The following is an 11926-nucleotide window of genomic DNA, read 5'->3' on the forward strand; positions in this document are numbered from 1 at the left end:
AAAATCAACGAGGATATGATTACGAACGTGCTTTCCTACCCATGGAGCGGTGCCGACTTCTCGGCTCGACTGTGGGAAAACAAACGAATGCTGCACTTTCATCTACGCTCTACGATTTCCCAGGGGCTCATTCAGGGCAAGAGTAGCGCGGCGATGTCGAAGGAGTTGTCAGACAGGTTAGGCTCGTCGTTTAAGAACGCAGAACGGTTGATTCGAACGGAGACCGCCCACTTCCACAATGAAGCGTCCAAGGCGGCCTACAATGCTGCTGGTGTAAAGAAATACGAGTTTATGGCAACGCTCGATATGCGTACCAGTGATGCGTGTCGCAGTCTGGACGGCAAACGTTTCAAAGTGTCTGAGGCACAGGCAGGGGTCAACTTCCCACCGCTGCATCCGTGGTGTCGCTCGACGACGCTTGAGCATGACCCAGAAGATGCGCTCGACTGGCATAACAGTGGGCAAGCGATGCCGCTGCACATGACATATGAGGAGTGGTATGATTCTCAGGTTGAAGAAAAGGGCCAAGATAAGGTCGAAGCTGAGGAGAAGAAGATCAAGAACAAGACTGCTGACAAGAAGCAGTTTGAAAAATACAAGGGTTATCTTGGAAAAGATGCGCCTAAAAGCCTTCAAGCCTTCCAGGAAATGAAGTACAATGATCCTGAGGAATTCGAAATGATGGGTGATTACCGAAAAGCCATCGATATTGGGGAGTTGTCTCCAGTAGCTGGATTTAAATTGTACAAGCAAATCAATCAGGAAATTGATAAAATGCTCGTTGGCATTACAACGCCTAACGGCCTACTGATTACTGGTAAGTCGAAACATTTTATAGCCAGGGTGATCGGATCTGTCGAGCAAAGACGTAATGGAGTCGATATTAAAGATATCCTAAAAGCATTATTAGAGCCCAATGCCATAGACCCCGTAAGAAAAAGGGGCAAGAGTATCAGCCAAAAGTTCCATGGGAAGAATGTGACTATTTCGGTAAACTCAGAGACAGGAAATTTAATTCAGGTTAACCCAAGGGCTACCAAAAAGGAGGATTAGAGTTGATAAATGTGACGGATAAGCAGCTTGAAATTATTAAAGAGCTCGCCCCAGATGTTGAACAATACATTGCATCGCAGGATCCAAATGACTTTTACACGGCTTTGGATGATGCCATCATCGACTATTACGATTCTAATCAAGAGTGGTTAACGCCCAATGGCCAAAAGCTTCAGAAGTTATATGATGACATTTACAGTGCAAATGAAATATGAGTCGCCTTTCCCATCCGGGGATAGGCGATTTTTTATTCCTAGCGTTATGCCTTATGCGTAGCGCTTTTTATTTTGGGCAGCCAGTCCCAGAACAACTGGCAGGGCAAAGAGCGTGGAAGTCGCTATATAAACAGCCTGAAAGGAGATTAGCATGATCGCAGAATCCATTAAGAAATTGCTAGGTGAGGAGCTTTCCAAGCAAGTTGAAGGTGCACTTAAGGGTACAGGGAAGGAGGGGAAGGACGTTGATCTTGTCGTGGGCAATGACGGAAGTTTTGTTCCGACTGAAAAGTATGATGCAGCCAACAAAGGTAAGGTCAGCGCCGAAACCGCCCTAAAGTCGGCAGCCGAAGCGCTAAAGACAGTGGGCGGCAGCGGTGATCCAGCGAAGATTGCAGATGACGTAAAGGCCGCACAGAGCAAGATTGATGAGCTGGGTAAGGCTCATAAGGCGGAACTGCTTAAGATCCAGAGAACATCTGCGATAAAGACCGCGTTGGCGGGGAAGGTGCATGATGCGGATGACATTATAAAGCTCTTGGATATGGACAAGATCGAGGTTGACGATAGCGGATCGCTCAAGACCAATATTGACGACCTAGTGAAGTCGGTGAAAGAGACGAAGCCATATCTTTTTATTTCCGAAAAACCAGAAACGACGCTTGACGTAACAGGCGCTAAACCTGCTGTTCCTGGTACAACCCAACCTACCCAAAAAGACCCATCACAAATGACATACACTGAGTTAGCTGCATACATGGCAAGCAATCCAGGGATAGAAATCTAATTTAGTAAGGAGATTGAACAATGGCAGAATACACGCAAACAAAATTTGATTCTAAAAGTTTTAACCCGGTCGCATTCGGGAAGTATGTTGAGCGTATACCGTCGACCAAGCGCAATGAATTGATTAAATCCCGCGCGTTGAGAGGCAACCAGCAGATTAAAGATGTGTTTTCATCTCAGACGGGAACCGCCTTTGCTACTATTCCTATGACTGGGCGGATCGGTGGCAAACCAGTCAATTATGATGGACAAACTAATATTGACGCACAGAAAACAACAACCTTCGAACGGGGGGTAGTGGTCATCGGGCGCGCTCAAGCTTGGATTGAACAAGATTTTTCTAGCGATATCACAGGCGGCGTCAACTTTATGGATAATGTAGCTCAGCAAGTCGCGGAATACTGGGACGGCATTGATCAAGACACTCTTCTTTCAATTTTGAAGGGTCTCTTTTCCATGTCAGGCACCAAAAATCTTGAATTTGTCAACGGTCACACGTTGGATATTACGGGTAAGTTAGGCGAAGACAAGGAGGGGAATCCTCTTGCCAATGTAGGAGCCGCAACACTTAATAGCGCCATTCAAAAGGCTTGTGGTGATAACAAAGCAAAATTCACCCTTGCAATCATGCACTCGGTAGTTGCGACTAATCTGGAAAACATCAGATTGCTGACATACTTGAAGCAGACGGATGCAAACGGTATCCAACGTGATTTGGCTATAGCAACGTGGAACGGTCGTATCGTACTGATAGATGACGCCATGCCCGTGGAGACAGTTCCATCACAAGGGGCGGAAGGAAAACCCGGGTATGTTCCAGCATATGAGAAATACACAACGTATATCTTTGGTGATGGAGCATTTGACTATGAAAACATCGGGGCAAAGGTTGCGTTCGAAATGTCTCGTGACCCTAAAACTAATGGTGGCCAGGATACGTTGTATTCTCGACACCGCAAAGTGTTTGCGCCGTTTGGTATTTCTTATACCAAAAAATCGCAGGCATCGCTATCTCCAACTGATGGTGAATTGGCTAATGGATCCAATTGGGAGCTTGTGCACAATGGTGGAACAACCAAGGAGTACATCGACCATAAGGCGATCCCAATTGCTCGCATCATCTCCAAAGGTTAAGGTTGGATGATATGCTGGATAAACTGAAAATCGGATTAGGGATTACAGGAACAGATAAGGACGGGCTATTGCAGTTCGTCCTTGATGTTGTTATAGATGAGATTGCCAACTACTGTAACTTGGAGTTACTCCCCGCCAGATTGGAGAACGTGGCGGTAAGAATGGCCGCTGACTTATGGCGTTCTGAGGGGTATGGCAATGAGTCGAAGCCGCAAGCTGTGAAGTCAGTCCATCGTGGCGATGTATCGACAAGCTTTACGGACGTTGCTACAGGAGAAGTCAAGGGCATTAAGGCCATTGTAGACGATTACGCAGCCCAACTTAACGCGTTTAGAAAGTTGAGGTGGTAATATGTTTGGGAATATAAAAGCGGAGAGAGCGGCACTAGAATCGACCTATGAGGACACATGTACAGTGAACCGTCTTATCCAAGTTGAAGATGCTAATGGCATCACAAGGACTAAAGATGCTCCAGACAACGTGTATGTTGATATTATTTGTGCCTTGTCTGCTAAAGGGGACAGCAGCAAGCAGACGGATGTGCAACAGCATATTGAATATGACATGCAATTGTTTGCCGAGCCTGACAAGATATTTGAGCCAGGCGATAGTGTAACAATTAAGCGGTTTGGCCGATTGAATCCGAGTGCTGCAATGGAACTGAAATTTGAGGTCATTGGCAAGTCAATGATCTACGCTACGCATGTTCAAATAAAGCTCAAGGCGGTGGATGTGGCATGAGTTTTAACCTGACCCAGCTAGAACAGTTTCGGAATAACTTACTTGCGATGCGTGATGATGTACCGGCAATCATGGAGGAACTAGTTGTGGGTGAGGGTGTGTACGCGGTCAAGCAGGCTAAACAGATTGCCAAGAACGATAATCCTGACATCGTGAATACAGGAAACTACCGCAGCAGCTTCCATTGTGGAAGTAAGGCGTTGGCGTTGGGGCACTCCAGCAGCGCACATGACGGCAGCAGGCCAGAGGTAAACGGTAAAACGTATCGCATCGACGTATACAACAATTCGGATTATGCCAAACATCTTGAATACGGCTTTCGCAGCCATTGGGTGCCGGGTAAATGGCAAGGAAGAACCTTCGTATATATCAAAGGATATCGGCCAGTACCGGGGGATAGCAACGATCCCGGGGGGATGTATGTGGGGCCGAAGGACGGATTTGTGCGAGGCAGGTTTGTCCTACGCCGCGCGCTGCGCCGCACGAAGGCGACCCAACACGCCCGTCTGGAACGTAAATTTAACAAGAAAGTAAAGGAGTACATCGAGAGGGGGCTGTAGCGTATGAAAGTGAATGATGTCATTACGGCAATAGCTCGCGAGCTTAAATCATTGTACCCTAATCGACAAGTTTATATAGATCAGATACCGAAGAAAGCAGACGGTAATCACTATGTATACTGTACTGACCAGTGCCACTCGAAACGGCTTGATCGTCGGCGTGAGCGAACCTATAGCTTCGTCATCCAATACTTTCAGTCCGCAAAAGACAACATGTTATTTAACGACTGGGCTGAGACCATGTACTTCGTGTTTGAAAAGCTGGACGTCAACGGGCAGACCGTACACCTGACTGATGCTCACGCCGAGCCGGGGGATGATATGGTGTATCATTTCGTGTTCGATGTAAAGGTAAACGGCCTGGTGGTGGACGTGCAGCCAGGTGAACTTATTGGCGATCTGATGATGGACTTACAAGCGAGAGGAGGACTGAAGTCGTGACAAATGTAAAGAAGCAACAGGAGGCTGTTGGCGATGTGCCAGAGCCTCTTTTCTATAAGTGGCAGCTATTATCCAGCACGAGACAACAAGCCAATCCTGACCTACTGGAATCGTTGCTTATTGATAACAAGCAATACACGTTGAATGAGGTACAGAAACTTATCAACGATTTTGAGAAAAGGAAGGTGTAGAAGATGCCGATTGGAGGCGGAACATTTACGCTTCAGAATAAGACGTTGCCAGGGGCGTACATCAATTTTGTATCCACAAGTGGAGGCGTATCTGCCGGCACTCGCGGAGTTGCATCCCTGCCATTGTCACTAAATTGGGGAGCGGAACACAAAATCATTCGCATCGACGCGGCTAATTTTAGTAAGCAGTCATTAGAGGTTTTGGGTTATGGCGCTACCGCTGCTGAGCTATTGTTGATTCGTGAATGCTTGAAACGAGCGAAGACGCTGCTATTATACCGCGTGAATGGTGGCGGAGTGAAGGCAAAGGCCGCGGTTGGTGGCATTCAAGTGACGGCAGTATACGGCGGGACACGCGGTAACGACATTCGCGTTGCCGTGCTTGTTAATCCAGATGGTGGATTTGATGTCGTAACATACCTTGGCTCTATCTTGGTCGATAAGCAAACGGGTAAAGACGCTGCAAGCTTAAAGGCAAACCCTTTTGTCACATTTGGTGCTGGTAAGCTTGCGGCTGCAGCAGCTACGCCACTTGCTGGTGGTACAAATGGTATAGCGGATGGTTCTGCATACTCAGCCTATCTAGCCGCCTTGGAAGTCGAGTCATTCAATGTTTTGGGGTATCCTGGCATAGACGCTGGCATCAAGTCGCTGTTTGTCGCATTTACGAAGCGTCTACGGGACGACGACGGTAAGAAAGTGGTTTGCGTACTCCATAACCAACCAGCCGACCATGAAGGCGTAGTTAACGTGAAGAACGGTGTTGTATTGGATGACACAACAGTGATACCAGGTCATAAAGCTGTGGCTTGGGTGACAGGTGCAACTGCTGCTGCAGAGGTGAATGAGAGCCTGACGAATGCGGCGTATGATGGAGCCGTAGACGTGGACATTAAGTATACGAAAGATCAGTATGAGGCGGCGATTAAGGCTGGCGAGTTCGTCTTCTACGGTGAAAATCAGCGAGCCAGAGTATTAACGGACATTAACAGCTTGACGACATTTAGCAGCGGTAAATCTCCTGATTGGACAAGTAACCGAGTGATCCGTGTCTTGGACGGCTGGGCAAACGATGTGGCCCGCATCTTCGGGGCTTCGTACATTGGGCAGATCACAAACAACGACACAGGGCGGCAGCTATTCAAGGCGGATCTCGTTTCTTTGGCTCGCCAATACCAGTCTATAGGAGCAATCAGTAATTTTGATAGTGACGATATCTCGATATCACGGGGTGCGGGCAAGCGTGATGTAATTGTAAACTGTGCGCTGCAGCCGAATGATAGTATGGAAAAACTCTACATGACAGTAAACGTTGCGTAAGGAGGAGGAACTGATGAGCAGATTGAATTCGCAAGATGCGATAAGCGGCAAGGAAGGCCGAGCTTACGCCAAGATCAACGGCAATAATGAAAACCTGTTCTTCGCTAAGACGATCGAGGCAACAATTGAGAAAAATAAATCAGAAATCAAAGCGATCGGCAGACGAATGACAGGCCATAAGACAACAGGACTGAACGGCACAGGCAGCATGACGATTTATTACATGTCGCCTATATTTCGGTCGCTTCTAAAGCAGTACAAGGATACTGGCCGAGACGTCTATTTCGATATGGTGATCGAGAACGAAGACCCGTCCAGCGCAGCCGGGAAACAGGCTGTATTACTGATGGGCGTCAATCTTGACTCCACAACGCTGGTTAAACTTGATGGTGATTCTGACGATTCGCTAGACGAGGATGTAGATTTCACTTTTGAGGATTACGATATTCTACAGCATTTCAAAAGAATCTAAGGAGGCTCATTGATATATGGGTAAATTACAAGAATTTTTGCTGCAAAATGAAATTCAGACGGAAGTAACAGTTGAGGTTAACATTAAGCCTTTTCCTGTACCGTTTGTCTTGCGGTCGATTACAGAGGCTGAAAACAAAGAAATTCGTAAGAGTTGCCAAAAAGCGAAATGGAACAAACGGACACATCAAAAAGAGGTCGAAACAGATTCTGATCTGTATTCCAACCGCCTCTTAATCGCCTGCTGCGTCGATCCGAATTTTAAGAATGCAGAACTTCAAGAAAAATTCAGTGTAGTTAGCGCAGAGGATTTGATAGATAAGCTCCTGAATCCAGGGCAATATACAGAGCTGCTGCAGAAGGTACAGGATTTAAATGGCTTCGATCTTGACATGAACGATCTGGTGGAAGAAGCAAAAAACTAATCAAGCGGGGCGATGGTGAAGCCAATTATGCCCACTATGCCCTGCACCGATTGAAAATAAGCCCGGATGAACTCATAGCTAAACCTATGCCTGTCCGGGCTTTTATCTATGCTTCAATTGATCTTCAGCTTAAAAAAGAGAAGCGCGATGCCGATGGGGCGAAGCGAAAGAGGTAGGGGGGTGAACGGATGGTATCTACAGCCTTGGCGATTAGAGATAAATTCACCAACATGCTGAATCGAGCAGCGCAGGGGACTAACCGAGTTTTGAACGCAATGAGGCAATTAAACGTCGAGTCACTGCGGCTTGCACCCGGTAGAATGTTTAATCTAGCTAGAAATGCGATTCATCGTTCCGGAAGCGAGCTTGAAAATTTAATTAATCGACAACGTACTGCGGCTGAAGGAGCAAAGCAAATAAAGAGGGGGTGGGGCGGTGTAAAATCAGCAATAGGAGGAGCTATCACCGCCTATGGTGCAGTGCAGGTGGCACAGGCGGTTGATACCTACACCAACGCTAACGCACGTTTGGCGCTCATTAACGATGGATTACAAACTCAGGCTGAGTTACAGGAAAAGGTGTATCAGGCCGCCCAGAGGTCGAGCGGATCGTACAACGACATGGTGAGTGTTGTAGCGAAGTTGGGGCTGCTGGCAGAGGACGCATTCAGGAGTAATGATGAGCTAGTGACGTTTAGTGAATTAATGCAAAAATCATTTGCTGTATCCGGTGCATCTACGATGGAGCAGCAAGCGGGTATGTATCAGCTTACGCAGGCAATGGCAGCCGGGAAGCTGCAGGGTGATGAGTTTCGCTCTATTATGGAGAATGCCCCGATGCTAGCGCAGGCCATCGCGGATTTTACGGGTAAGAGCAAAGGCGAGCTGAAACAGATGTCAGCAGATGGTACGATCACGGCGGACACAATCAAGGGTGCGCTCTTTACTGCTGCTGCTGATATTGAAGCGAAGTTTGCAAAAATGCCACGTACATTTTCATCGACTTGGACTCAGATTACGAACTACGCGCTCATGGCCTTTGGTGGAGTTATGCAGACCATTAATAACTTCTTGAACAGTAGCACGGGATCAGCGTTTGTAGATGGTATTCTAGGGGCTATTAACCTCATCGCTAGCGCGATCACCTGGCTGATCGGCATTATATCGACTGTGGGAACCTTCATCCAAAACAACTGGTCAGTTTTACAACCCACATTAACTCAAATTGCCATAGCCGTTGGCATAGCGCTGGTGACAGCGTTTCTGATGTGGGCTTATTCAGCGATAACTGCCGGCATTGCATCTATTATGGCACTGTCCCCAATCATCCTCATAGCTTTTGCAATTGGCATGGCTATAGGCCTTGTGATCGCTATCCTGAATAATATGGGGGTTACTTTCGATCAAGTTGCCGGGTTCATAGGGGGAACGCTGTCTGGCCTGTATGCATTCTTCTTTAACATTGTCGCTAGCATATGGAATTATTGGTCATCATTCGTGGAATTCTTTGCAAATGCGTTTAACCATCCAGTGTACAGTGTGAAGCGTTTATTTATTAACTTGGCTAATAGCGTGCTGGATACAGTCAAAAGCATAGCAGAAGCAATGGATGCCGTTTTCGGATCTAATCTTGCCGGCGGTGTAACTGGCCTGCAGAGTCAAATGGAAGACTGGCTAGGTGAAATGCCAAAAGGGTACAAGGTCATGCAACGGCTTGAGATGAAGTCCATCCCTGATTATGCAAAAAAGGGCTATAGTGCAGGAGTTGATATGGTTAACGGTATTTCTAACAAATTTAGTGGAGTGCCATCCTTATTAAAAAAGGGAGGAATAGGCAGCTCATTCGATAGTAAGATGAAACTCCCTGACATTAGCAAAGTCGGTGAAGTTGGCAAGGTAAAAGATGATGTCAACATAGCCGAGGAAGACCTGCAACTCATGAAGGACGTAGCAGAGATGCGCTATGTTCAGAACTTTGTAACGCTGACACCGACCATATCTATGCAAGCCAGTATAAGCGAGAGAGTGGATGTTGACCATGTACTGGACGCAGTGGAGCGTCGAATGGTAGATGAAATCGCAGCAAATGCCGAAGGAATCTATGAATAAGGAGGGGCTACATGAAATACAGAATGTCTCTACTCCTGGATAAACAAGAAATTGAAATCCCTGTACTACCAGAAAGACTTGAAGTGGGCTCACCGGGACAAAATGAAACGGTTACTGTACTGGGACTGGGTGAAATAAATATTTTAAGAAAGAAAGGGCTCCGCGAAGTTGCGTTCGAGTCCTTTCTTCCTATTTATGATGCCCCATATGTTACAGGCAAGGTTACAAAACCGATCGAGATTATCAAGGCGCTGCAAGCACACCGAGATGAGAAAAAGCCTATTCGCTTATTGTTATATGGCAGCGACTTGGATATCAATGTAAATATGGGTATCGAAGATTTAAGATACGAAGAGCGAGCCGGTGAAGTGGGGGATATCTACTACTCCATCAAATTGAAGGAGTGGAAGCCGTATTCAGCGTTGAAGCTAATGTTACCGAATGGAAAAGACAAGGTAGTGATCAGCTCGGCTAAGAGATCAGGCAGGCCGCCAGCTGTGAAAACACATACCGTTGTCAAAGGTGATAGTATGTGGTCTATCTGCAAGAAACGGTATGGGGACGGCAGTAAATACCCTCAATTGTACGCCAAGAACAAGGCAATGATCGATAAACGTAATAAGGGGACTGGGCTACCGAAGTATACGATTTATGCGGGGCAGGTGCTGCAGCTATGAGTATACAGTTGTTGTACCAGAACATAAACGGCGGTGCGAAACACGATATCACAACCTTAGTCACCGCCCTATCATGGTCAACTAAAAGAGCAGGAGCACCCGGAACGCTCGACATCACTATCATAAGCGATCCGGACGTCAAAATTGATCATGGCAGCATACTGGCACTGAAAAATGGGGGGGAAGGGCTGTTTTATGGGTACGTCTTTAAGCACTCACGTAACGACAAGGACAAGATTCAGATCACGGCATATGATCAGCTTAGGTATTTAAAAAACAAGGATACCTATGTATTTAAGGGCAAAAGAGCTGATCAGGTTGTAGCAACGATTGCGGCAGATTTTAAGATAAAAATCGGCAACTTAGCCAACACAGGCTATGTCATCCCGAGGATGGTTATGGACAGCAAGAACCTGTTCGACATCATCCTTCATGCTCTCGATCTGACATTGATCCATTCCAAACGGATGTTTTACTTATGGGACGATTATGGCTTACTCAGGATATCGAATGTAAAGGATGGACATACAGCCCTAAATCTCGGTGATGGCAGTCTAGTAGCTGACTATGAATACCAGAGCGACATAGACAGCGATACGGCTAACCGGATCAAGCTTGTTCGGGACAACAAAGAGACTGGTAAGCGTGATGTGTACATTGTAGAGAATACCGACAACCAAAAACGTTGGGGAATGTTGCAGCACTATGACAAAGTGGATGAGAAGCTGAATAAGGCTCAAATTGAAACTCAAGCTGACAACCTGCTTGCACTCAAGAATAGGCCGACTAGAACGCTGACCATCGAGGCTATCGCTGATTTGACCGTTAGGGCTGGGCGGTCTGTATTTGTAAAGATCGCAGATATCGGAATATCGGGCTGGTATGTGATTGATGAGTGTAAGCACAACCTAATCGACGAAAAAATGAGTTTGAAACTGGTGGTGGTGTAATGCTAAGTGATTGCATCAAAAAAATAGCTCAATCGGCCAATGATGAAGCTGTGCCAATGAAGATTATGTTTGGTAGTGTGAAAAATACGTCACCGCTTGAGGTGTTGGTCGATAACCGTTTTGTAGTGGATGATGATATGTTAATTGTGCCTGGTGGCGTGACTCTACAAGTTGGTGACCGAGCCATACTGTTACGTGACGCTGGAGGACAGCAGTTCCTTGTCATGGGGAGGCTTGGCGATGCTAACACCGCGTAATGCTGACGGGCTCACAATCGGTGATGTTGAGGTACAAACAGATGCAGACCGGCCATCCCTCACGTATAATATTGACTTTGACACAGGTCGGATACGTGGCGTGGCCGATGGATTGGACGCGGTTAAGCAGGCAATACACATGGTTCTACAGACCGAGCGCTTCGCCCATACCATCTTTAGTTGGGGTTACGGCACAGAGATGGGCCAAGTAGTCGGTAAAAGCGAGCCCGTGCTGCAGAGTGAGATCAAGCGGATTATCACAGAGGCGCTGACTGCCGATGAAAGGATAACAGATGTCAAGGACTTCACATTTAAACTAGTAGATAAACGTACGGCGGCGGTGAGTTTCACCGCTGTTTCTGTTTTTGGAGATATCCCTTTCAGTCGGGAGGTGAACACATAATGACCATAATAACATACGAGGAAATACTTGAGCGCTGCCTTGAGCGTATCCCAGATGACATGGATAAGCGCGAAGGCTCTGTAATTTATACCGCTCTCGCGCCGGCTGCAGCAGAACTTGCCATCATGTATTCGTTGCTGCAGTCCGAGATGGACAGAGCATTTCCAGATACAGCGGCTGACATCGACTTGACG

Annotated in this window: 17 protein-coding genes and 1 pseudogene; all 18 read left to right on the forward strand. The window is 46.8% G+C overall.

Annotation, left to right across the window (positions count from 1 at the left end):
• Positions 1–1053, forward strand: a 1053-nt coding sequence (locus PPOP_RS06210; protein WP_006285269.1) for a minor capsid protein, incomplete at its 5' end; no start/stop codon positions are given.
• A gap of 2 nt (positions 1054–1055) precedes the next feature.
• Entirely contained in the window at positions 1056–1268 is a 213-nt protein-coding gene (locus PPOP_RS06215; protein ID WP_006285270.1) for a hypothetical protein, read from the forward strand.
• 151 nt (positions 1269–1419) lie between these two features.
• The gene (locus tag PPOP_RS06220) at positions 1420–2055 is read left to right on the forward strand and encodes a phage scaffolding protein (RefSeq protein ID WP_006285271.1); all 636 of its coding nucleotides are present in this window, start codon (positions 1420–1422) and stop codon (positions 2053–2055) included.
• A gap of 20 nt (positions 2056–2075) precedes the next feature.
• Complete coding sequence (locus tag PPOP_RS06225) at positions 2076–3188, forward strand: hypothetical protein (RefSeq protein ID WP_006285272.1); 1113 nt, start codon at positions 2076–2078, stop codon at positions 3186–3188.
• 11 nt (positions 3189–3199) lie between these two features.
• A complete protein-coding gene (locus tag PPOP_RS06230; protein WP_052516585.1) occupies positions 3200–3538 on the forward strand; it encodes a phage head-tail connector protein in 339 nt (112 codons plus the stop codon).
• A gap of 64 nt (positions 3539–3602) precedes the next feature.
• Positions 3603–3929: a hypothetical protein gene (locus tag PPOP_RS06235; RefSeq protein WP_148277850.1), complete on the forward strand. Its 327-nt coding sequence runs from the start codon at positions 3603–3605 to the stop codon at positions 3927–3929.
• The gene (locus tag PPOP_RS06240) at positions 3926–4489 is read left to right on the forward strand and encodes an HK97 gp10 family phage protein (RefSeq protein WP_006285276.1); all 564 of its coding nucleotides are present in this window, start codon (positions 3926–3928) and stop codon (positions 4487–4489) included. The genes PPOP_RS06235 and PPOP_RS06240 overlap by 4 nt, the downstream gene beginning before the upstream one ends.
• Before the next feature lie 3 nt (positions 4490–4492).
• Positions 4493–4930, forward strand: a complete 438-nt coding sequence (locus PPOP_RS06245) for a phage tail terminator family protein (protein ID WP_006285277.1) — start codon at positions 4493–4495, stop codon at positions 4928–4930.
• Positions 4927–5121 carry a hypothetical protein gene (locus PPOP_RS06250; RefSeq protein WP_006285278.1) on the forward strand — a complete coding sequence of 65 codons (195 nt, stop codon included), beginning with the start codon at positions 4927–4929 and terminating at the stop codon, positions 5119–5121. The genes PPOP_RS06245 and PPOP_RS06250 overlap by 4 nt, the downstream gene beginning before the upstream one ends.
• A gap of 3 nt (positions 5122–5124) precedes the next feature.
• The gene (locus PPOP_RS06255) at positions 5125–6441 is read left to right on the forward strand and encodes a phage tail sheath family protein (RefSeq protein ID WP_006285279.1); all 1317 of its coding nucleotides are present in this window, start codon (positions 5125–5127) and stop codon (positions 6439–6441) included.
• Positions 6442–6454: 13 nt separating this feature from the next.
• Positions 6455–6913, forward strand: a complete 459-nt coding sequence (locus PPOP_RS06260; RefSeq protein WP_006285280.1) for a phage tail tube protein — start codon at positions 6455–6457, stop codon at positions 6911–6913.
• A gap of 16 nt (positions 6914–6929) precedes the next feature.
• Positions 6930–7337 carry a phage tail assembly chaperone gene (locus PPOP_RS06265; RefSeq protein ID WP_006285281.1) on the forward strand — a complete coding sequence of 136 codons (408 nt, stop codon included), beginning with the start codon at positions 6930–6932 and terminating at the stop codon, positions 7335–7337.
• 188 nt (positions 7338–7525) lie between these two features.
• On the forward strand, positions 7526–9445 hold the full coding sequence (locus tag PPOP_RS06270; protein WP_052516586.1) for a tape measure protein: 1920 nt from the start codon (positions 7526–7528) through the stop codon (positions 9443–9445).
• 11 nt (positions 9446–9456) lie between these two features.
• The gene (locus PPOP_RS06275; RefSeq protein WP_006285283.1) at positions 9457–10122 is read left to right on the forward strand and encodes a LysM peptidoglycan-binding domain-containing protein; all 666 of its coding nucleotides are present in this window, start codon (positions 9457–9459) and stop codon (positions 10120–10122) included.
• On the forward strand, positions 10119–11072 hold the full coding sequence (locus PPOP_RS06280) for an XkdQ/YqbQ family protein (RefSeq protein ID WP_006285284.1): 954 nt from the start codon (positions 10119–10121) through the stop codon (positions 11070–11072). The genes PPOP_RS06275 and PPOP_RS06280 overlap by 4 nt, the downstream gene beginning before the upstream one ends.
• Positions 11072–11329 (forward strand): DUF2577 family protein, encoded by a 258-nt coding sequence (locus PPOP_RS06285; RefSeq protein WP_006285285.1) that lies wholly within the window; start codon positions 11072–11074, stop codon positions 11327–11329. The genes PPOP_RS06280 and PPOP_RS06285 overlap by 1 nt, the downstream gene beginning before the upstream one ends.
• Positions 11313–11732, forward strand: a complete 420-nt coding sequence (locus PPOP_RS06290; RefSeq protein ID WP_006285286.1) for a DUF2634 domain-containing protein — start codon at positions 11313–11315, stop codon at positions 11730–11732. The genes PPOP_RS06285 and PPOP_RS06290 overlap by 17 nt, the downstream gene beginning before the upstream one ends.
• Positions 11732–11926 (forward strand): annotated as a pseudogene (locus PPOP_RS23875) (hypothetical protein); the annotation flags it as partial. The gene PPOP_RS06290 and the pseudogene PPOP_RS23875, both read left to right, overlap by 1 nt.

The sequence above is a fragment of the Paenibacillus popilliae ATCC 14706 genome, assembly GCF_000315235.1.
In the GTDB taxonomy this organism is placed as follows: domain Bacteria; phylum Bacillota; class Bacilli; order Paenibacillales; family Paenibacillaceae; genus Paenibacillus_B; species Paenibacillus_B popilliae.